21 protein-coding genes are annotated in these 22,536 nt (G+C 40.9%); 14 read left to right on the top strand and 7 right to left on the bottom strand.

Features of this window, described 5'->3' with window-relative positions; all coding sequences use genetic code 11:
• Positions 1-241: 241 nt before the first annotated feature.
• From K5Q58_RS07470 to K5Q58_RS07420, 11 genes are all read left to right on the top strand, one after another.
• On the top strand, positions 242-1,051 hold the full coding sequence (locus K5Q58_RS07470; protein WP_220753316.1) for a flagellin: 810 nt from the start codon (positions 242-244) through the stop codon (positions 1,049-1,051).
• A 353-nt stretch (positions 1,052-1,404) separates the two neighbouring features.
• Positions 1,405-2,760, top strand: coding sequence for a flagellar filament capping protein FliD (gene fliD / locus K5Q58_RS07465; protein WP_220753315.1), 1,356 nt, complete (start codon positions 1,405-1,407; stop codon positions 2,758-2,760).
• A 17-nt stretch (positions 2,761-2,777) separates the two neighbouring features.
• The gene (fliS, locus tag K5Q58_RS07460; protein WP_220753314.1) at positions 2,778-3,158 is read left to right on the top strand and encodes a flagellar export chaperone FliS; all 381 of its coding nucleotides are present in this window, start codon (positions 2,778-2,780) and stop codon (positions 3,156-3,158) included.
• Positions 3,127-3,453 carry a hypothetical protein gene (locus K5Q58_RS07455; RefSeq protein WP_220753313.1) on the top strand — a complete coding sequence of 109 codons (327 nt, stop codon included), beginning with the start codon at positions 3,127-3,129 and terminating at the stop codon, positions 3,451-3,453. Before fliS ends, K5Q58_RS07455 begins: the two co-directional genes overlap by 32 nt.
• The gene (locus tag K5Q58_RS07450) at positions 3,443-4,555 is read left to right on the top strand and encodes a flagellar hook-length control protein FliK (RefSeq protein WP_220753312.1); all 1,113 of its coding nucleotides are present in this window, start codon (positions 3,443-3,445) and stop codon (positions 4,553-4,555) included. Before K5Q58_RS07455 ends, K5Q58_RS07450 begins: the two co-directional genes overlap by 11 nt.
• A 14-nt stretch (positions 4,556-4,569) precedes the next feature.
• On the top strand, positions 4,570-5,028 hold the full coding sequence (fliL, locus tag K5Q58_RS07445) for a flagellar basal body-associated protein FliL (RefSeq protein ID WP_220753311.1): 459 nt from the start codon (positions 4,570-4,572) through the stop codon (positions 5,026-5,028).
• A gap of 14 nt (positions 5,029-5,042) precedes the next feature.
• Entirely contained in the window at positions 5,043-5,765 is a 723-nt protein-coding gene (locus tag K5Q58_RS07440) for an RNA polymerase sigma factor FliA (protein WP_220753310.1), read from the top strand.
• A 15-nt stretch (positions 5,766-5,780) separates the two neighbouring features.
• The gene (gene motA / locus K5Q58_RS07435) at positions 5,781-6,638 is read left to right on the top strand and encodes a flagellar motor stator protein MotA (protein WP_220753309.1); all 858 of its coding nucleotides are present in this window, start codon (positions 5,781-5,783) and stop codon (positions 6,636-6,638) included.
• Positions 6,638-7,639 carry a flagellar motor protein MotB gene (locus K5Q58_RS07430; protein ID WP_220753308.1) on the top strand — a complete coding sequence of 334 codons (1,002 nt, stop codon included), beginning with the start codon at positions 6,638-6,640 and terminating at the stop codon, positions 7,637-7,639. The genes motA and K5Q58_RS07430 overlap by 1 nt, the downstream gene beginning before the upstream one ends.
• Entirely contained in the window at positions 7,639-8,064 is a 426-nt protein-coding gene (locus K5Q58_RS07425; RefSeq protein WP_220753307.1) for a hypothetical protein, read from the top strand. Before K5Q58_RS07430 ends, K5Q58_RS07425 begins: the two co-directional genes overlap by 1 nt.
• Positions 8,065-8,117: 53 nt before the next feature.
• The gene (locus K5Q58_RS07420; protein WP_220753306.1) at positions 8,118-8,399 is read left to right on the top strand and encodes a hypothetical protein; all 282 of its coding nucleotides are present in this window, start codon (positions 8,118-8,120) and stop codon (positions 8,397-8,399) included.
• Positions 8,400-8,450: 51 nt separating this feature from the next.
• On the opposite strand, the gene K5Q58_RS07415 is transcribed toward K5Q58_RS07420, so the two are convergent.
• The 5 genes from K5Q58_RS07415 to K5Q58_RS07395 form a co-directional block, all read right to left on the bottom strand.
• A complete protein-coding gene (locus K5Q58_RS07415; RefSeq protein ID WP_220753305.1) occupies positions 8,451-9,347 on the bottom strand; it encodes a hypothetical protein in 897 nt (298 codons plus the stop codon).
• A gap of 135 nt (positions 9,348-9,482) precedes the next feature.
• A complete protein-coding gene (locus K5Q58_RS21250; protein WP_308443218.1) occupies positions 9,483-10,040 on the bottom strand; it encodes a Tfp pilus assembly protein FimT/FimU in 558 nt (185 codons plus the stop codon).
• A gap of 68 nt (positions 10,041-10,108) precedes the next feature.
• Positions 10,109-11,704, bottom strand: coding sequence for a diguanylate cyclase domain-containing protein (locus K5Q58_RS07405; protein ID WP_220753304.1), 1,596 nt, complete (start codon positions 11,702-11,704; stop codon positions 10,109-10,111).
• A gap of 326 nt (positions 11,705-12,030) precedes the next feature.
• Positions 12,031-13,248, bottom strand: a complete 1,218-nt coding sequence (locus K5Q58_RS07400; RefSeq protein WP_220753303.1) for a dicarboxylate/amino acid:cation symporter — start codon at positions 13,246-13,248, stop codon at positions 12,031-12,033.
• Between the two features lie 111 nt (positions 13,249-13,359).
• Positions 13,360-15,585, bottom strand: a complete 2,226-nt coding sequence (locus K5Q58_RS07395; protein ID WP_220753302.1) for a carbohydrate-binding family V/XII — start codon at positions 15,583-15,585, stop codon at positions 13,360-13,362.
• A 216-nt stretch (positions 15,586-15,801) separates the two neighbouring features.
• On the opposite strand from K5Q58_RS07395, the gene K5Q58_RS07390 reads away from it, so the two are divergent.
• The gene (locus K5Q58_RS07390) at positions 15,802-16,740 is read left to right on the top strand and encodes a LysR family transcriptional regulator (RefSeq protein ID WP_220753301.1); all 939 of its coding nucleotides are present in this window, start codon (positions 15,802-15,804) and stop codon (positions 16,738-16,740) included.
• A gap of 96 nt (positions 16,741-16,836) precedes the next feature.
• On the opposite strand, the gene K5Q58_RS07385 is transcribed toward K5Q58_RS07390, so the two are convergent.
• Positions 16,837-17,943, bottom strand: coding sequence for a hypothetical protein (locus K5Q58_RS07385; RefSeq protein WP_220753300.1), 1,107 nt, complete (start codon positions 17,941-17,943; stop codon positions 16,837-16,839).
• A gap of 292 nt (positions 17,944-18,235) precedes the next feature.
• Positions 18,236-19,645: a glutamate--ammonia ligase gene (glnA, locus tag K5Q58_RS07380; RefSeq protein ID WP_153912499.1), complete on the bottom strand. Its 1,410-nt coding sequence runs from the start codon at positions 19,643-19,645 to the stop codon at positions 18,236-18,238.
• 469 nt (positions 19,646-20,114) lie between these two features.
• Between glnA and typA the strand changes: the two genes are divergently transcribed.
• The gene (gene typA, locus K5Q58_RS07375; protein WP_220753299.1) at positions 20,115-21,929 is read left to right on the top strand and encodes a translational GTPase TypA; all 1,815 of its coding nucleotides are present in this window, start codon (positions 20,115-20,117) and stop codon (positions 21,927-21,929) included.
• Positions 21,930-22,146: 217 nt separating this feature from the next.
• On the top strand, positions 22,147-22,458 hold the full coding sequence (locus K5Q58_RS07370) for a pyrimidine/purine nucleoside phosphorylase (RefSeq protein WP_220753298.1): 312 nt from the start codon (positions 22,147-22,149) through the stop codon (positions 22,456-22,458).
• Positions 22,459-22,536: the final 78 nt, after the last annotated feature.

The following is a 22,536-nucleotide window of genomic DNA, read 5'->3' as shown; positions in this document are numbered from 1 at the left end:
AGTATAATTAAAATACAGTTAAATAATGACACCTCAACAAAAGATGTGTTGACGATAAAATGTGACCCAAGCCTACGAAAATGTGGGCTTTCTCTATTTAGCCCTCCCTCTTTAATCAGCATATATTTTCCCCAAATTATAAGATTTTAATATTTATTTTCTCACTCTGATTCAGTTTCGTTTTCCAGTGTCGTTTTAATTAGTGGTAACACCAATAACTTTAATCTTATAGGAAGACATTATGTTATCTGTTCATACTAATACTGCTTCAATGATCGCTCAAAGCTCAGTGACCAAAAGTAACGATCTAATGACTAACGCTATGGAGCGTTTATCTACGGGTCTTCGCATCAACAGCTCAGCTGACGATGCTGCGGGTCTACAAATTGCGACACGTTTAAGCGCAAACGTAACAGGCATGGAACAAGCTAGCCGTAACGTTAATGATGCAACGTCTATGCTACAAACTGCAGATGGCGCACTAGAAGAGCTTTCTACTATTGCTATGCGTCAAAAAGAGCTTGCTACACAAGCAGCTAACGGCGTGAACTCAGCTGAAGATTTAGATGCACTAAGCGCTGAATTCCTTGCTTTGTCTGAAGAAGTTGACCGTATTATTGGTGACACTGAGTACTCAGGTAACAACCTATTTGTTGCACTTGAAGATATCGACTTCCAAATCGGTGCAGGTTCAAACGAAGTATTAACCGTTGAACTTACTGCTTCAGCTTTAGCTGGTCTTGACGATGACTTAACTGATGCAGCTAATGATGGTGCTAACGCAGCTATCGGTAACGTTGATGATTTCATCGATGCTATCGCTGTTGAGCGTTCAGAGCTAGGTGCTAACATCAACCGTTTAGGTCACACAGCATCAAACCTAACTAACGTGACTGAAAACACTAAAGCGGCTGCTGGCCGTATCATGGATGCCGATTTCGCCGTTGAATCAGCTAACATGACTAAAAACCAATTATTAGTTCAAGCAGGTACGACTGTACTTTCTAACGCTAACCAAAACACTGGTCTAGTAATGAACTTATTACGCTAATATTGCGTTTTAATCTCTCTAAAAAGGGCCTCTTGGCCCTTTTTTATTTTAGCTCAAGAAATACCCCCTATTTTTGAAACAGAATTAGCAAAATAATTGCAACATGCTAATTTTACTAATAAAAAAATCAGCAAAACTTTAGCCTCCCGCAATCCCGGTCGCCTTTATTCACTGTTATATATTCTTTTTCGACACTCGGTGATCAAACGGAAGCTCAGCTTCCATTGTGTTCAACAAAACGGAAGTTGTCTAACCGACATTACTATCGAAAAAACAACAAATAGCTATTAAACAATAACTTAACCATTGGCATAAAGATTGCCATTTAGGTCCGTTAGCCAATAGGAGTTGCCATGATTTCAGGTATGAGTGCCGCCTCGTTTGCCGAGCAATTAGTTGCCGCAGAGCGAATGAGTAAAGATGCCTTGTTTAAAACTAATTTAACCAACAGCAAAGCACAAATTGATGCTTATAAAATTCTCGAAAAAACCTTAAATAAGATGACCAGTAATCTGGACAACTTAAACGGTGATGCTTTTGAAGGTAAAAACTCTGAAATAAGCGATGACAGTGCCACCATCACAGTAGACAGTGATGCGCCAGCTGGTGTGTACGATTTGTATGTAAAGCAACTAGCACAAGCTCACCAAATCACTAAATCCTTTGCTAGCGAAGATGAAATTTTGCCTACCACAGGTGTGGTCAGCATCGATGTCGGTGGTAATACCATCGAAATCGATATGGCAGAGCTTAATGCCTCTGGCACTCGCACAGTGGCCGATTTAAGAGATGCAATCAATAAACACCCAGATAATCCAGGCGTTCAAGCTTCACTAGTACGAACTGGCGGCCAAGTTGAGTTAATGCTCACCTCTGAAGAAACTGGCGCAGATAGCACTATCACCATGGAAATGAATAACGCAGACTGGGGAACTCAAGAAAGAATCAAAGCCCAAGATGCAGAATTTACCCTGAACGGGATCGACATTGTCAGCAGTAGCAACTATCTCGATAACGTCATTGATGGCGTAAATATCGAATTAAAAAAGGCCCATAGCGTCGGTGAAAGCGCCACTATTACTATCGCTAACGACACCGAAGGTACTGAAAAAGCTGTTAATGATTTTGTTGATTCTTTTAATGAATTAATGACTCAGCTAAACCAACTTACTCGCTCAATGGGCAGCTCGGTTTTAGATGATATTAATGACGACAAAGATAAAGATGATGACGATGATGACGATGATGATGAAAACTCATCTGTCACTGAAGATCAGATCGGTATTCTCAAAGGTGATTCAAGTCTGCGTATGCTGCAAAACAGTATCCGTAATGCCATTTTTGATGAAGCACCCAATGGCATGCGCTTATCAGATATCGGTATCGAAATGGGCCGTGATGGCAAATTATCTGTTGATGAAGACAAGCTCTCTCAAGCCATAAGCAGCGACTCAGATGCTATCAAAGAAATGTTCACCGCTGACGGTGGATATATTGGCCGTATTGATTCGATTATAGACCCGTTTACTAAAAACAACGGCTATATCGATTTAAAGCAAAAGAACCTCGACTCTCAGGTGGAGCAAATTGAAGACAACATGTCTCGTCATGACAATCTTATGAGCCAACGCTACCAGATTTTACTCACTCAATTTACCGCAATGGAAAACACCATTAACAAGCTAAATACTGCTAGTGGCCTATTTTAATTAGGAAGAAATGAACAATGTTGAACGAATACGACCCTTTTAATGCTTATAAGCAAACCACATTAGATGCCAGAGTCGCCTCGGCTAATCCCCATGAAATGGTGCGTATGTTGCTGGATGGTTTGTTGGAAGAAATAGAGCGTACCAGCGGCCACATGGAGCGAAAAAACTTTGAAGATAAAGGTAAAAGCGTCAACAAATGCCTCAACATTGTTCATGGCTTAGATTCTATGTTGGATCTAGAGAATGGTGGCGAAGTCGCTACCACTCTAAACCGTTTATACGACTATTGCAGTCGTCAATTGGTGACTGCTAGCGTTGAAAATAGCATCACCGAGCTAACTCCCGTCATTAAGGTCATTACAGATGTCAGATCCGGCTGGGCCAACCTCAATTAATCAATGGCAACAATTTGAACTTGCCTTGGTTAAATATGCAAAAGCAAAAGACTGGAACAAAGTTGAAAAAGTGAATGAGCTAATGATGATGGCGCTTACCGTTCAAGGAAAGCCTAAAACGAAACAGCAATTGCTTGCACGTCAATCGTTAGCTCAAACCCATCAACAAGTCATTGCCATGGCGACTGCTGAAAAAGAATCGCTCAATAAAGAAATGAAACAGTTTCAAGCAACAAAAGACGGTATTTCAGCTTATAAGCTAACCAGTCTTTGTGGTGAACTATATGATAACTAATACGTTAAGCCTCACAAGTGTTGGGACTTCTTCCCAACAGCCATTTCGATCATTAGATGCTGAAAATGGGGAACAGGGTGTTATAGGGTTTGTGATGCCTGAGTCCCAAACCACGCCAACAAATTTAACCAAAACGGCATCATCTCAGACTGCTGCAATGCCAGAGCATATCTTAGCTGAACTAAAGCAACATCCTCAGCTGTTTAATGCACTCTCTGAGTATTCAAACCTGTTATCGAAGCCTGAAACAGGTATATCGCAGTCTTCAATAACTCAGGCTCAGTTGCCTGTGGGTGAATTGCGACTATCGAACCTGATTGCGGCTGATGCAAAGCCTTTAAGCTCAGAGCTAATGGCAATGCTTGCCAATTTAACGCAACAAGCAAGCAGTGTTAATAGCCAGCAAAACAATGCAGCTTTGCACAGTCGATTTAACCCGCAATCACCAACGGTGCAGCCTCAAGGTTCCTTATCTGCTCCAGCTATGCCAAGCAGTTTACCTGCTGTCGATATGCAAACAGCGCAAACCCAAATACAGTCAGTACTTAATGCGCAAGCCGGCTTTCAACCTGTGATCGCCGATGCTGCCAGCACTGAGTTAGACAATATTAATCAAGTCATTAACCAACTCACACAAGCGAATACAAAAAGCCAAGCAGTAACTCAATGGGGCCCCGTTTCTGTGACGCAATCAGCGCCAATGCTGCAACAAACCAATGAAATGATGTCACCACTGCGAGATCAACTTAGATTTCAGATCGATCAGCAAATCAAATCAGCAGAACTCAGACTCGATCCGCCAGAGCTTGGCAAAGTTGAACTTAACATCCGTTTAGATGGCGACAGACTGCACATTCAAATGCACGCAGCAAACTCAGCGGTTCGCGATGCGTTACTCATGGGTCTAGACCGTTTACGTATGGAGTTAGCCATGGATCACGGAGGCCAAATCGATATCGATATGGGGCAATCTCAGTCAGAGCAACAGCCACAAAGGCAACAAGTTAGCAGCGCCCAAAGCAGCAATATTGAATTTCAAGCAAGTGAGCAACACCAAGCCACTGAATTAAAACAACAAGATCAGGTTGATTTACTCGCCTAAAAAGGAAAATAACAATGGCTATTGGTAATAAAAAAGTCGGTAGATTAAGTATGTTAACCCTGGTTTTTCTTACATGGTCGGCAGGTATGTTTTATGTAGGATGGAAGTCGCCAGAAATCATCGGTGCGCCGTTTACGGCTTTTGAACCCGCGCCTAAAGTCGCTAAATTCTATCCGTTAGAGAAGTTTATCTTTTCTGTCCCTGGCAAAGATACCAACCATTATCTGTTATTAGAAATGGCATTGAAAAGTCGCTCTGAAAACGCTGATAGAACCATCCGTGAAGCCGATCCTTTAATCAAAAATGCATTAATGGTGATGTTTGCAGATAAAGATTACGAGCAACTTCATACCAATAACCACCTTCAATTATTACAAAAAGAAGCTCAGGTTTTACTCGCTACAGTACTGAATGAAAACAATTTTACTATTGAATTAGACGACGTTCTGTTTACCAGAATGGTTGTCCAATAAAGAGAGACTGTCATATGCAAACCGGTCAATTAGCGTACCAAGAGGCATTCGATGAAAAGAATGTTCATCGGTTATCTGAAGCCCAAGTCATGAAACAGTACTTACCTTTAGTTAAAAAGTCAGTTTCGAACTTAAGGACGCATTGCGGCGCTGCATTGGCCATCGAGGACATGGAACAAATTGGCATGATGGCCTTGCTAGAGTCTGCTAGGCGTTATCCTGGTGAGTACGACAATGGCTTTATTTCATTTGCAGGGCAACGGATCCGCGGCGCAATTTTAGATGAATTACGCCGTCAGGACTGGCGTCCCCGTCCTGTTAGACAACAAGCACACGAACTCAATGACACCGTAAGAAAACTGATCCGAGAGCTTGGCCGCGAACCTACTGATATGGAAGTCGCTGAAAACTTAGGGCTCAACAAGACACAATATCGTGATCGTCTCTTTGCCACTCAATCTGAGTCAATGAAAAGCCTTGATGAACTATTAACTGATGGGGTCAACTTTAAAGATAAAAGTTGCTTTATTGAGCAAATAACCAATAAAGACACATTATTTAAAGCAATTTCGAAATTAAACAAAAGAGAGCAAGTAATCCTGTCGCTTTACTATCAACATGAACTTAATTTAAAAGAAATTGCTGCGACTCTTGGATTAACTGAAACTCGAATATGCCAACTACACAAACAGGCTATTGTGAATCTTCAGCAAATATATCAACAGTGGGAGCGATAATACCAGGCAGGAAATATGAGCAAGCTAATTGGGATATCGATCATTATTTTTTCAGTATTTGGTGGATATGTTTGGGCTGGAGGTAGCCTAACCTCATTATGGCAGCCTGCAGAAATCCTGATTATTTTTGGTGCGGGTCTGGGTGCATTAATCATCGCTTCGCCACGAGCAGTACTCGACGAAATGGTTGAGCAAGTTAAAACCGTTTTTACACGTGAAAAGGAAGACCCTGAACTTTACCCGCAATTGTTTGGCTTAATGGGAATGTTAATGAGCCAAATCCAATCTCAAGGTCTTAAAGTCCTTGATGAGCACATCGATAAACCAAACGAGAGTTCTCTGTTTTTAATGTATCCAGCAGTACTTGAGCACCCTCATGTGCTGCAATTTCTTATCGACAATCTTCGTTTACAATCAATTGGCAAGTTATCTCCTCATGACTTAGAGCACATGCTCGCTGAAGAGATTGAGCGAATCGAAGACGATAGCATGCGCCCTTCTCACGCATTATCCAAAATAGCTGAAGCCATGCCTGGTTTTGGTATTTTAGCTGCAGTGATGGGTATCATCATCACCATGTCTAATATCGACGGACCAATTACCATGATTGGCGTTAAGGTCGCAGCAGCATTAGTCGGTACTTTTATCGGTATTTTTGCTTGTTACTGTTTCTTTGACCCGCTTTCAAAGTCGCTCGAACATTTAGTTGAACGCAATACCGCGCAACTACGTTGTGTCGCTGCAGCACTGTGTGCGTTTGCTAAAGGTAAACCACCGATGCTGGCGTTGGATGCTGGACGTAAGCAGATTCAATCTGAAAATCGCCCTTCATTCATTGAACTGGAGCGCTGGATTGAGGAGCAACGTGGCTAATGGCGATTCAACCAGAACCGGTCATTATCAGCCGGAAAAAGCGTAAAAAGAAGTCAGCTACCCATGGTGGAGCTTGGAAAGTCGCATTTGCAGACTTTACCTTAGCGATGATGGCCTTGTTTATGGTGCTGTGGATCATGCAAGTGGCTGATCAACGTGAGCGAACCTTGATTGTTCAATATCTTAAGGGTGACATGTACTCTTCAGGGCCAATTAATCCATTCGACTTGAGTAACTCATCTTCAATTATTGATTTGAGCGGCGGTATGAGCATTGAAACATCAATCGTACCCACACCCGGCCAAGGAAAAAGCGAAACAGCGATTAGCAAGCGTCACGCACTAGGTGAGCAATCATCTCCTTCTGGTGATGGTGTAGAGCTCAATTCGATATTACCCGGCGAGTTTGAAACCCAAGCGCAACTTGAGATTTTAGCCCGTGAACTAGATTACATAATCTCTAGCGTCAATATGAACGCTAATGTGGACTTACAAATCGTGCCCCAAGGCATTCGAATCCTAGTACACGATAATGTCGAGCAGTTTATGTTTACCCGTGGAAGTGCTGAAATCCAGCATTATTTTGAAGATTTACTCTTAGCGCTTGGTGAGTTACTCGGACAAATCAACAATGGATTAAGCATTTCAGGCCATACAGATTCACTGCCATTTGCAGGTAGCACGTTTACCAATTGGGAGCTTTCCAGCCAGCGAGCTTTACTTGCAAGGCGCATACTCGAAGCGGGTGGCGTTGACTATAAGCAAGTGGTTCAGGTGACTGGAATGGCGGATCAATCACCTTATGTATTGGATGATCCCGCTGCGGCAGCAAACCGCAGAATTGAGTTATTGGTATTAACCCAAGAAGCGGAAGAAAACCTCAGAATGATGACTGGATTACAAAGCAGACACACAAAAGCTAACCGTAATATCAGTGGCAAAGTCGACGAGGCCATTCAAGCTGCAGAAGATAATATGCCAAGAATGCGGTACCCAAACTAATGACTGACGAACATAAACCAATAGAATTCATTGAGAGAGCTCGCCGAGAAGAGTCCGCCGAGCCTATCACTGAAGATAACCGTGACCATGTCAGGTTAAGCCTCAGAGACTCCAAAGAAGAGCTATCTCAAGCATGTGACGGCATCAGTGTAAAGCTACACAAAAAAGGTTGGTTTCTCATGGAAGAGATAGGCATAGCCAATATCAAAGACATGAGCTTAGGTGGTGTTGGGTTAATCACCCCATTGACGCTTGAGTTAAAGCAAGAAGTTTGGGTAGAAATTCAGCAATCCTTTTTTGCCTTCACCATTATGCGTCAGTACCCAATAAATCAAAAATTAAATTTTATTGGTGGTAAGTGGAATTCGAATTACCAAAAAAAAATTAACAAGCTATTAGTCGAGATCAACAACTTAAAACCTTAGCAAAAATCGCGGTATTTTATAGTGTTTTTCCGACATAAAAATAGGGAGGTATTATGCGGACCAGAGAAAAAAGAAAAGGACCTGATGGCCTGCAAAAAATCTTTCTGTATTTGATATTACTTGAATGGTTTTTACTGATTTATACCACAACAACCATCAGCAGAATGACCTTTAGACAGGGGTTATTAACCTTAGCATTATTACTCGGGTTTAATTTAATATTGGGTAAGTTGTGTACTAAAAGAGCCAAAAGAACCACTGACGGTTACATTATTTATCCAGTAATCTGCGGCGGATTATTATCTTTCCTACTACTGGTTTATTTCATATTTTAAACGCTGTGAACCAGCGTCTAATGAAAGCATAATATTGTTTATCAAATATGATTAATAACCAAACTGACATATATTTTCACTCGACGAACATGGCACAACAGAAGCGCTGACCCCTGTCAGTGTTTCTTGGGTTTCAACCATAAATCCACTCAGTTCAGCTAACTCTTTCATCTTGATAAAATCATTATTTTTCTGCGATTCAAACTGAAACGTATCGCCTAAAGTAAATAAATTTTCTGGTGCTAAATCAAGATAATTACCGTTAGCATCTTTAAGACCCATAAACCTAAAATGTAATTGACTTTCCGAGTCAATAAAATCAACCTCAACGTAGATTTCCGAGCCATCAGCAAAAGCAACGACAATAGGTGGTGACAAGTTTTTCAACGGCAAACTCGCTTGAAGACTTGCGAATTCACCTTGTTGCCATCTAGCTAGCAATGCTGCATATTCATATTCGTATTGCTCTTGCCAATTAAACATCACCTTGCTGGCGGCATAACTGCGCTTAACCAACTCCCAAGCCGTGATAGCGATTTGTGGATCAGCCTGTATATATTGGCGTTGAAAAAAGTCTAACTGATACAGCTGCTCAGACAGTAAAATGACTTTCTCGCGCGCAATATTAGTGATTTTCAATGGCTCTACCGAAGAGCCATCATCCATCTTGCAATAGCCTTTTGTCGCTGATTTACCATAATCACTGCACACTTCAATTTGTAGCTTTTTCACATCAAATTTACGCACATCGAATTGATTAAAATTAATAACATTAACAACTTTTTGTTCTCTATCTTTAAGGGCTGATAATGCGGCGGTTTGATAATCTGAATCAGCAGTACAATGATTACATTGTATACTCACAACCGTGTTGAACACATTTGCCATGACTTGAGGGCTCAAGTACAGCGTAAATAAAAACACTAACGCACAAACTAAACCATTCATTAACTAAAAATTCCATTTCACAGGGGTCACCTGAGTATTTAAAGAAGCTTCCATATCTAAACTAAAATATTAGCCAACTTGGTTACATAAACTTACTGACTGAAAGTGAATAAAACAATCAATTTAAGAGGGGCATTAACAACCAGCTAAGTCTCTTTCGACTACTGGAGTTTCTGCTACTGCCTGTGGTTCGGAGTAACGGATTTCGCAGTCATTCACTGAATAATCTGCCGCAGGTCTAATCCGTAATCCAGCGCGCCCCGCAATGTTATATGTGGTAATTTCAAAATCGTCACCATCAACGATATTAATAGCACGAGCAATGCCAGCATTTGTATGTCTCGGGTAACCATAAGCTAGAGTTATGTTTTGCCCTTCTACCTCGATCGTATTTCCGGTACCTGGCCCTTCTGTTTCATCGCAATCTTGACTTAACACACAAGCCGAATAGATTAAATATTTGGCACTACTAATTGCCCCTGACACCCCTTGCATTTGGCTAGCATAGGCATCTTCTTTTAGGGTAATAAACTTTGGGGCAGCAATCACAGCGAGTACCGCTAAAATAATAATCACTACAACCAGCTCAATTAGGGTAAAACCACCTGAGTGATATTGGGGAGGTTTCATAAAAAGTGAAGTTGAGATTTCATTGTTATCAGTAACCTTATATACAGCAAAGTTTTTCCCCATATAACCTCCTAATAATACTGATATATCATTTAATATAGATTCTAGTACATAGTTGCTTATTACATTGACTAACTCGCCACCATCACTTTGTTTTTGCCTTGATGTTTAGCGAGGTACATCGCAGTGTCAGCACGATGGATCAAACTATCAGTATCTTTATCTAAACCGGTCGATAATGCCACACCAATACAAGCACTAATCGCAATCACTTTGTCTTCAATAATCACTGGCTCAGAGAAAAGCTGCAGTAACTTTTCAGCAGCACACTGTGCTGCGGTAGTAGAATCCATACTCGGCAGTAATACTACAAATTCATCTCCGCCATATCTGGCAAGAATATCGTGAATAAATAGATGCTTATTCGCTTTATCTGCTAATGATTTGAGTAGCTCATCACCGACTCGATGACCATGTCTATCGTTAACACTTTTAAAGCCGTCTAAATCAATAAATAATAGTGAAAAGTGCTTTTTCTGCTGCAATAGCGATTCAATTTCACCTCTAATTGCCACTCTATTTGCTAAACCTGTAACGGTATCATGATTCGCTAGATGTAAAGCTTTGGCTTGCGCTTCAGCTAAATCAGCAGTGCGATCTGCCACTCTAACTTCTAACTCTTCGCGTCCGTTTTTAATCTCTAAAGACATTTGCCTAAAACTATCAAATAGCTTGGCAAATTCAGCAGTATGAATGCCCCGAGGGTGACGATGAATGTCTCTAACTTCATCGGTAATGCCACGAGTTTTAGCTGTTAAAATATCAATTGGTCGAGTAATCAGTCCAACAATCCACCAACTAAATATGCTACAAACAAGCAGTGAAATTAATGCCACCAATAGGGTAAATTTAATCACGACAAACGCACGTTGATCGAGCTCCACTATGGGTTGTGGGATCATCACCCCCCACCCCGTGAGAGGCACAACATCAAAACCTGCAATCATGTCAGCTTTTACCGCTGGAGAATAAAACTGACTAACTCCGCTTTCACCATTCATCATTTGCTGCACGATACTCACCTTGCTAATGTTTTTAGCCTCGGCCTGCCACTGAACATTAGGATGAGCCAACACATTGCCCTGCTGATCCACAATGGCAGCGTGACCTTTTTGACCAAACATAATGGCTGATTGTAATTGCTTAATATAAGTCGCGTGCATTGTGGCTAACCAAATGCGGTTATCGGTAGTTTGACGGATCATATACAAGGTCGGCTGCACAACGCCTTCTTTATGAATAGGCGTAAAATGAGCTTGTGATAAATTAGATAAATCGAATGAATTAACCGAATCGGTCAAACTGTGAGGTTGGGATTGTTCTGAGCCATATACCACGGTTTCGCGTTGACCGTGCTGATCAAACACTCCAATAGATACCACATCAATGGTGCTTAATAAACTAAACATCTCCTCAGCAATACCCTGTTCCTGATTAGCTTGTTGCAGGCTAATGTTAGTGACAGAGGTGAAAATTGCCAAAGCATCCATTGCATAACGGTTCAATGCTTTAGTGATGTTTTGGGCAAGCAACAAATGCTTGTCATGCACCATGTTGTATTCGTTTTCGAGAGCTGAATTCGCGGACCAAAATGAAATTGCAGTAATAGGGATAAGTGACGTTAATATCATCACCAAAAATAACAAATGGCGAAACGGTAATTTCATTGAGATTCCATGCTCGGGTTATCGTATCAATACGTTTTATCGTGACGTTTTTAATTATCTAAACGAGTAACAAACACTTGCTAAGTTACCTGTTTCAAATTGAAAACAATTGTTACAAAACAAGGGGCGCATTGTTACATACGCTCAAAGACTGTTCAACTATTAGCTTTTAAAACAGAATAGTTACTCTAAAAGGTATTATTGAAATTATTTGAGTATGAAAGTTGACGGTAAATAGCGACTTAAACAAAAACACCGTAGCCCAAGGCGACGGTGTTGATATTATGACTTTAGCAAATAGCCAGCTGCGATAAGCTAACAGTGAGTTACTCTTCTGGCATATCCGCTGTTTGATAGTATTTACCATTAATCCGCTCAATAATTTGAGTGGCAGTCAGATCATGCACCACATTAATCACGGTTGACGCAGCATCAGTTATCGCACCTAAAACCACAAGAATAGGGATCACTTCTAATGGTAAACCTAACGTGGTGACAATAAATATCTCTCCAAGAAAAGCGCCACCTGGCACACCGCCGATAACAAATGCTGATAGAACAGAGATCAATATGGTCAGCATAAATACATCACTGGTGAACTCCATGCCTAATAGCGAATAAATAAATACGATCTTAAGCGCAGTAATCATCGCGGCGCCACCTTTATTGAGATTAACTAATAAAGGCAAACTAATTTCGGCTATTTGTTCGTTTAGCCCCATTTTACCCGCGCTTCTTAAATTGACTGGTAGAGTGGCCAGGGATGAACTTGTCCCTAATGCTGTTACAGCAGGTTCAAGCATGTTTTGCCAAAACCGCTTAACGCCCGAAACTCCACCACCAAGCCAAGCATAAACGGTTGAACCTAATGTGAGATAAACTAAGGTTGCCACTAAAAATAGTCCAACAGCTCTCGCAAATGTTCCCATTAGCTCTGCATCTTGGCTCGCCATAGTGGCAGCAAAATATGCCCCTAAACCGATTGGAGCGACAAACATTAATATTGAAACAATCTTCATGATGACGGTGTTCAGACTATCAAGTAACGCTGAAACCTTTCGACCATCTTCACCTGACTGTCCAATCGCTATCCCACTTATCACCGACATGATAATGAGTGCCAAAATGTTGGATTTTGATAGTAAGCCAACAAAGTCGTTAGTCGTCAGTAAGCTAACAAAATCCATGCTGCCAGCAACCTCAACAGTATCTTTTAATTCCAACGTCACGCCTTGAGCAGGATCATACGCTATTGCTAACAACACAATGCCAATCGCGGGCACCATTGCCATGACCACTGATACGCCCATGATCGTTGCCAGTATAGAGCCAAGTTTCTTTAAGTCGGTCATCTTTGCAATTGACGACATCACGCTAACCGCAACTAACGGCACAATAATCATGAATAACAAATTTAAAAATATTTGCCCTATAGGCTTAAGCTTTATAGCCAACTCTGGGAACGTAAAACCCAATAATCCGCCGAGCATCAGTGCTGATAATAAGATGATTGATGAACGATAAGCGCTAAGGGCATTCCACATAAATATGTTCCATATAATATTGTGTAGCTAAATGTTGTACTTAATAGTCAGAATAATAAAAAAGCCTGCAACTTGCAGGCTTATTTGACCATGCACTAATTAAAGCACACGTTAACGATGTCCACGACTTCGTCCTTCACGCGCCATTCCTGATTGACGGGCTTGACGAGAACGATTCAAGCTTTGATGATCAAAGCCACCGCTTGGGCGACTGCGATTGATTGAATTGTTCATGTTAGAAGGCCTCGTTGAAGGCATCGTCGTAGGACGCGAAGAAGGCATCGTACTTGGTTTGCTGATATTGCTCGGTTTACTGATATTGCTCGGCTTATTCAAATTAGTCGGTTTACTCACATCACGAGTCGATGGGGCAGTATTCCATTTACCGTCACTGCGGTTTTCCCACTTTCCTTGATTATCACGAGCAACATTACCATGCTTATCGGCAAAAACATCATTGGTGCGATTCTTATTGTGAGTCGCCTTCTTGAAGTTTTTGTTCGCAACCGCAGGGCTTGCTAACCTATCGCGAGTCGCAGGACGATTATACAAGTTATTCTGCTTACCAATTTTGTTGCCATTAATATTAGTCGAATTCATACGATTAGAAATATTGGTACGGTTGCCCACACTAATACTGTTACCAATGTTGATATCACCTGTGTTAATCACTACAGGTCGGCGATAGCCACCACCATAATAACCACCACAACAACGATAAGGTCTATGGTATCCATACCCACCACCCCACACGACACCTGCGCGGAAGAAGCCGTTGCTCCAACTTACACCGACATTCCAACCTGTCCATGGGTTATAACCTACATGTAAACCCCAAGTCGGCGGACGAGGGTAATAATACCGTCCCCAATATGGTGGGTAATACCAACCTGTCCCATAAATAGGTACACCATAATATGGATACGACCACATATAACCTGGGGTATAACCGACATACACGACCTCAGGAGTCGAATCATAAACTTGCACATAGGTAGTGTTGTAAACAGGTGAACTAGCTGGTATTTGCGCTATTTCTTCGTTAGGAATGTCATCAGCTACAATCCACGGACCTTTTGCGGATGCAGAAGTAAACCACACACCATTATCGACTGCGTAATACACCTTATTAATCAATAATACTTGAGTTGAAGTATTAACGGCATAGGAGACTGAAGTGCCCGTTACTGCTTCAAATTTAGGTTCGCCATCATATTCCACTTCAAGCTTAGCTTCATCGCGTTTAATCGCTGCAGTTTGCGGAATTTGCGCATCTAACATTGCTTGATTTGCTTCATCAGTGCCAGCAACTGATACTCTCAGGCCACCAATATCTGACTCAGGTGGAATATCATTAAAGCTGTCAGGTAACTTATCACCTCTCACAAAGGCCCAAGGGCCTGCTTGTTTCTTAGACTTAAACCAACGACCAGACAACAATACATACATATCACCTGATGTCGTTTCGCGAATCCATGCTGTTTCTGTGTTGGCTACATAAAGTAATTTACCGTCAATCAAGCTCTGCCAATTAGGCGAACCATCAGTAGCAACAAGTTCAGTTGGTTTATCAGCGGTAATAATGTGCGGCGCATTAGCCGTGCTTTTTGCAGGTTCATCTTCATCTGTATTCACCATACTGACCAAATCTTCTGGAGGGTAAAGAGTCACTTGCCAAGGCCCCATTGGATCGTCCGCAACGTACCAATACGTGCCACTGCTTAAATAAAGTTTCTTTGATTGAGTATCACGAGCAACTGCAAAAGGCGTATTAAGAATACGTTCATAAGGACTATTTTCAATTTCTCTAAATTGTGGCTCACCATCATAGGACAACAATACGCTGAGCTTAGTGCTAAAGAGAATATCAGGAGCATCGTTTTTAATGTTATCTAAACTGCGTTTAACTTGGTCAGCCGTTTCTAAACTAGCAGATAAGCGATCCATCGAGATTTCAAATCGCGTCTCTGCCAATGCTTCAGACACTGTATCCGTAAAGGTTTGTTGATCTTCCTCTGTTGAAGATGGCCAGCGGACTTCAGTAACTTGAATATTACGCACAGTGGTGACATCGTCATTAGTATCTATTCTGGCACTAAACCAAAAAGCGCCAAATACTGGGTCTGCTTGGTCTTTCACTTCAAACGACATAGCAGCACGACTTTGCAATACATTGCCATTAAGAGACTCTGGTTGTGGCTGATATACCACTAACGTACCTAGCTTAGTTTCGACTTCTTGAGGCCATTCGAGAGCCATTGCAGAAAAGGAACAAATCCAAAGCGTCAAGCTAATGCAAAGCTTATGAAACCATCGATGACTGGCGTAATTAATCATTATCCTTCCTTAGTCTTAGCTGGCGTAATATTGAGTATAACGGGCTATGCTGAATTAGCTGCAAACTGTAGCAACGATTAATCCATTTGATTGCACAATTAATATACCGACAATTAACCGCAAAAGGGAAAAATCTTTATAAAATACAACTATAAATTGAGATAAGTAGAGGATAACTGCTAGATTAGATTCACCAGCAAAATGAAAGGCAAAACCATGGCTAAAAATTTATTTCAGAACCTTGATTTGAACCTGTTACATGTCTTTTTCATTTTGTACCAAGAACGAAATATGCGTTTAACCGCCAATCGTTTATTCGTCACCCAACCCGCTATCAGTAAATCTCTACAGAAGCTTCGCCATCATTTTGATGAAGAGTTGTTTGTGAAAATATCTACTGGCCTTGAGCCTACATCATTTGCTGACAAGCTTTATAGAAGTGCTAGCCCAATCTACCAAAACCTTGAAATTGCGATTAACAGTGCCAATCAATTTAATTCCGAAGACTTAACCGAAGCCATTTATATTGCCATGTCACCATTTTTGTTAAGCAGTATGGGCAGTAAAATTTATCGAGCAATTTCAATTGAGGCGCCGAACTGCAATGTGCAAATGTATAACTGGTCGAGTAATACATTGGCATATATTCAGAGTGACAAGTTACATTTAGGGGTTAATTATGAAGTGATTGACCTGCCAAGTGATATTTCAGAAAAAGACCTCGCTGAGGACAAGTTTGTGACTTACGTACGTAATGGGCACCCTTACAAAGGAGCTAAAATTAGCCTGAAAGAAGCTGCTAGCTTTGATTTTGCGACTATTTTAACGTCAGATTGGAATTATCGGCAATCCGTTGCTCAACAGGTATTCAACAAACATGGTTTCGAGAATCGCATTAAGTTTCGATCAGAGCTGCCTTCTGCTGTCATTGATACTGTATTGCATTCAGACATGATTGCGCCTTTGTCTGGTTTTCTTGATATGGATGATTACCCTCAATTACGCGCTATTGAGGCTCAAATAGACAGCAAGATTCTCAATCAGAAAATCAAGAGTTACTCACATTACAAGAACCGTCAAAATCCATTAACTCAATGGCTAGAACAAATCATTAAAAACACCTTTACTGAAGCCAAAAAAAGCCCATTAATTTAGGTAATGGGCGAGAGCAACCAAAGGTTAAACACTGGATTTATTAATAAACTAAAAGCCTGCAATTGCAGGCTTCAGTTTTTGTTATATGTCTTAAGTTTACTTAAGAGTTAAAGTTGCCTTTTCACCCCAAGCGCCTTCAGAACCATTAGATAAACGAGTAAAAACGTTTCCACGTGTAACACCATCGATGAAATCAATACGAGGCTCAGCATCTAACATGTCATAGATAGCAGATAGATTTAAATTATCTTGTATATCAGACATGTTGTCACATTCAGTATTGTTTCCACCATCGACTTTGACTGTAATTCGACAGTTAGCTTTAAACTCATTGGAATAGATATATATATTTGTCCAACCTAGCGTTGTGCTTACTTCTTTAGGCAACTCGTTAACTAACATTGAAACGTTAGGGTATTTAGTTGTACGTGGTTGGCTATCTGCATCACCTGCAACAACGATTAAAGTGTTGTCATCAACTTTTTCTACAGTTGCAACATTTACCGTAGAGTAGCTAACTGTTGGAGGGGTTTCGCCACCAATCGGTTTATTAATCCCTTCCCATTCATCAGCAGGACCATCAATTGAAATATCACCATCAGATAAGTAGTAGTGGTAATGAGTATTAACATCTGCACTATCAGTATCATTGTAATCACCTAACTGGGAATTTAGTAGCAGCGAGTAGGTTTCGCCTGTTACAAACCCATAGTTTGCAGCTTCATCTTCAATCGCTGGTTCACCATTAATTTCAACATAGTTAAGATGGCTAGAGTTAGCAATTGATACTAAGCTGAAATGTTCATTTGCTGTTTTAATTGTAATGTTATTCTCATCGATGGCGATTGTGTGCTCACCTTCAACCGACCACTTATTGCTAACAGGAACGTCTAAAGCTGATGAAATACTTGGATGAATAAGTTCGAGTTTATAGCCATCACGAATCTCAATAGTCAAGTTGTCTGCAATACACACATTTGATTCAATAACTTCACTATTTGCTTTTAAATCATAACCACAATTTTCCATCTGATTTGCGATAGTTGTTTCAGACATAGGGTTAATATCTTTATCAACTGTAAAACCGATAGATACGGTGCGTGACTCACCACCTTGAGGATAGTCAGGTGTGCCACTATCAGAATTACAACCGATGAGGGCAACAGATACAGACACGGCAAGTAAGCTTTGAAATAATTTCATTTGGTTCTCTCATTAAATTTAGCCTTGAGGATGAGTGGTCCCATCTCGTTGCATTACCAGTCACCTGACTGTGTAAGCGCTTGTTATGGAGCGTATATTAGTGACTAAAATGAAAGATGAATAATTGTTAATCCTTATTAAACTCATAACCAAAAGTTATCGGATACATGTTGATACATTTAAACATGGAATGAGGCGAGCAAAAATCAACCAACAAAAAAGCCCTTGATGATTATCATCAAGGGCTTTGAATTTAGCCGATGGCCGATTTACATGAGCGTTAAGCTAAGGCTTATAAGCTGTAGTAAAGTTGGAATTCCATTGGGTGAGTAGTACGAGATACTTGCTCACATTCTTCAGACTTAAGTGCAATGTAAGACTCAATAAAGTCTTTACTGAATACATCACCTTTAGTTAAGAATTCATGATCAGCAGCTAGGTTTTCTAGTGCATTCTCTAATGAAGTCGCAACTTGTGGGATCTCAGCCGCTTCTTCAGCAGGTAGGTCATATAGATCCTTATCCATTGCTTCACCTGGGTGAATCTTGTTTTGGATACCGTCAAGACCAGCCATTAGCAATGCAGAGAATGCTAAGTATGGGTTAGCGGTTGGATCTGGGAAACGTGTTTCAATACGACGAGCTTTAGGGCTAGGTACCACTGGGATACGGATTGAAGCACTACGGTTACGTGCAGAGTAAGCAAGCATTACAGGCGCTTCGAAATGTGGAACAAGACGCTTGTATGAGTTGGTGCTTGGGTTAGTGAATGCGTTCAAAGCACGAGCATGCTTGATGATACCACCAATGTAGTAAAGCGCTAATTCACTTAAACCAGCGTACTTGTCGCCAGAGAATAAGTTAACGCCATCTTTAGCTAAAGATTGGTGAACGTGCATACCACTACCATTATCACCAACAATAGGCTTTGGCATGAATGTCGCTGTTTTACCGTAAGCATGAGCAGTGTTATGCACAACATACTTCATAATTTGGATTTCATCAGCTTTGTTTGAAAGCGTGTTGAAACGGGTAGCAATTTCATTTTGACCAGCTGTAGCAACTTCATGGTGATGCGCTTCAACTACTTGACCTAATTCTTCAAGAATTAGACACATTGCACTACGAATGTCTTGTGATGAATCAACAGGAGCAACTGGGAAGTAACCGCCTTTAACGAATGGACGGTGACCAGTGTTACCATCTTCATAGCTAGTACCTGAGTTCCATGCAGCTTCTTTCGCATCAACTTTCACGAAAGTACCTGACATGTCAGTACCAAACTTAACATCGTCAAATAAGAAGAACTCTGGCTCAGGACCAATTAATACAGTGTCAGCAATACCAGTAGACTTTAGGTATTCTTCTGCTTTCTTAGCGATTGAACGTGGGTCACGTTCGTAACCTGTCATTGTCGCAGGCTCTAAAATGTCACAACGAATAAGACCAGTCACTTCTTCAGTAAAAGGATCTAATAAGAAAGAAGAAGGGTCTGGCATTAATACCATGTCTGATTCGTTGATGCCTTTCCAACCGTTGATAGATGAGCCATCGAACATTTTGCCATCTTCAAAAAAGTCTTCGTTCACTTGGTGAGAAGGAATAGAGACGTGCTGCTCTTTACCTTTAGTGTCTGTAAAACGTAAATCTACGAACTTAACTTCTAGTTCTTCAATTTGTTTTAGGATTGATTCAACTGACATTCTTAAGCCTCCGGTAGGGTAAAGGGTGGTCCCTTAATGTAATCTTGTTATTCGTCAGACATAATATCTGTAGTTCGAATTTGTTTTGTTATAAGCGACTTTCATGCCAGAAAGATAAACTACTGATTTAGAAAACAATAAAAATATCCACATAACCGAAAACACCAATAACGCACAACTTCGGTGCACCACTATGCGCACTAATGGTGCAAAAGTCCATTTCGGTGCATTGCTTTCAGTAGCATCATTGATCTAGTTCATTAAAGCGTCACTTTATTGCGGTAATATGATCCTTTTCTATTTTTATCTTCTATCTTTAAGTCGTAAATTTTTATTAAAAACGACCTGTTCAAAAATAATCCTATCTACTGAGCCCTCGCTGGAGTAGAATGGCACGCTTTTTTATAGTGGCTATACTTATCAGCCCTATGAATTCCTATTTTTATTTGATGGTATAGAGGTTTTATCCGTGTTAGAGAATTTACGTAACATCGCCATTATTGCTCACGTTGACCATGGCAAAACGACCCTGGTAGACAAGCTATTGGCTCAGTCAGGCACCCTTGAAAGTCGAGGCGAAGCCGCAGAACGTGTAATGGATTCTAACGATCTTGAAAAAGAACGTGGTATCACCATTCTGGCAAAAAACACTGCCATCAAATGGAACGACTACCGTATTAACATCGTAGACACCCCTGGTCACGCCGATTTCGGTGGTGAAGTAGAACGTGTTCTATCTATGGTAGATTCAGTTTTATTATTAGTAGATGCAGTTGATGGTCCTATGCCACAAACTCGCTTCGTAACTAAAAAAGCATTCGCACAGGGCCTTAAGCCAATCGTTGTTATCAACAAGATTGACCGTCCTGGTGCTCGTCCTGATTGGGTTATCGACCAAGTATTCGATTTATTCGACAACTTAGGTGCAACTGACGAACAGTTAGACTTCCCTATCGTATATGCTTCTGCATTAAATGGTTTCGCAACATTAGATCCTGATGAAACAAGCGAAGACATGACCCCACTTTTCCAAGCTATCGTTGAGAAAGTATCTTCTCCTGACGCTGATGCTGAAGGTGAGTTCCAAATGCAAATTTCTCAAATCGATTACAACTCATATGTAGGTGTTATCGGTATTGGTCGTATTAAGCGCGGTAGCGTTAAAACTAACCAGCAAGTCACCATTATTGGTGCTGATGGTAAGAAACGTAACGGTAAAATGGGCCAAGTATTAGGTTACATGGGTCTAGAGCGTCACGAAGTTGAAGAAGCGAACGCTGGTGACATTGTAGCAATCACTGGTTTAGGTGAGCTTAAGATTTCTGACACCATTTGTGCGCCAACAGCTGTTGAAGCATTGCCTGCACTTTCTGTTGATGAGCCAACACTAACCATGACTTTCCAAGTAAACACTTCACCGTTTGCTGGTAAAGAAGGTAAGTATGTAACTTCACGTAATATCCTAGAACGTCTAGAGCAAGAGCTAATTCATAACGTTGCATTACGTGTTGAAGAAACTGAATCTCCAGATCGTTTCCGTGTATCAGGCCGTGGTGAATTACACTTAGGTATCTTGATTGAAAACATGCGTCGTGAAGGTTACGAGTTAGCAGTATCTCGTCCTGAAGTTATCGAAAAAGAAATCGATGGCGAAATGTGTGAGCCATACGAAACATTAACTGTCGATGTTGAAGAAGAGCATCAAGGTAGTGTTATCGAAAAGCTTGGTACTCGTAAGGGTGACATGCGCGACATGCAGTTAGATGGTAAGGGTCGTGTACGTATCGATTTCGTTATCCCTAGCCGTGGCTTAATCGGTTTCCAAACTGAATTCATGACTGCTACCTCTGGTACTGGTCTTATTTACCATTCATTCGACCATTACGGTCCAGTGAAAGGCGGCGATATTGGTCAACGTGCTCGTGGCGTATTGATTTCTAACGCAACAGGTAAAGCACTGACATTCGCATTATTTAACCTTCAAGAACGTGGTCGCCTATTTATTGGTCACGCAGCTGAAGTTTACGAAGGCCAAGTCGTTGGTTTACACGCTCGCGCAAATGACTTAACAGTTAACTGTTTGAAAGGTAAGCAACTTACAAACATGCGTGCATCAGGTACTGATGAAGCACAAGTACTAACACCACATATCGAAATGACACTTGAGCAAGCTCTTGAGTTCATCGATGATGATGAATTAGTAGAAGTAACACCAGAGAACATCCGTGTTCGTAAGCGTTACTTAACTGAAAACGAGCGTAAGCGTCACAACCGTGGTTCTTAATCGTTTATAATCATGTAATATGATTTAAAGAAACCCGCTTAGGCGGGTTTTTTATTACCTGTAAATCACTCATATTTAAAACTAAAACTACGTATCCAATCGATAAACTTTTCCATCTAACCTATAACTATCTATTACTTTATATTCAAGCATAATGAATTTATATTCACAGGTGTAACACTATTTTACTTTAAGTTTATCCATTAGGAGAGCAGTAATGAGCGTGATTTCACAGGTCGATGTCGCAACACAAGCTAATGTCTATTTTGATGGTAAAGTCATCAGCCGCACCATTCATTTTGCAAATGGCAGCCACCAAACCCTAGGCGTGGTGATGCCTGGAGAATATGATTTCGACACCACACAAGCAGAAGTAATGAATATTACCTCTGGTAAATTTGATGTTTTACTCCCAGAAGCCGCTGAGTGGAAAACCATTGCCGCAGGCAGTTTATTTGAGTTAGATGCCAATGTGAACTTTAAGATCCGCACAGAAGTCGTGAGCGAATATCGCTGTCAGTACAAGTAATTAACCAAGATTTACACCAGTGATAGACTAAAGCTATACATCAGTAATTGCTGATTTTTTGTTTAAAAGAGGCTAGTA

Origin of the sequence: Shewanella sp. KT0246, from assembly GCF_019654955.1 — a bacterium.
Lineage (GTDB): Bacteria > Pseudomonadota > Gammaproteobacteria > Enterobacterales > Shewanellaceae > Shewanella > Shewanella goraebulensis.
This window is presented reverse-complemented; position numbering and strand designations above follow the sequence as displayed.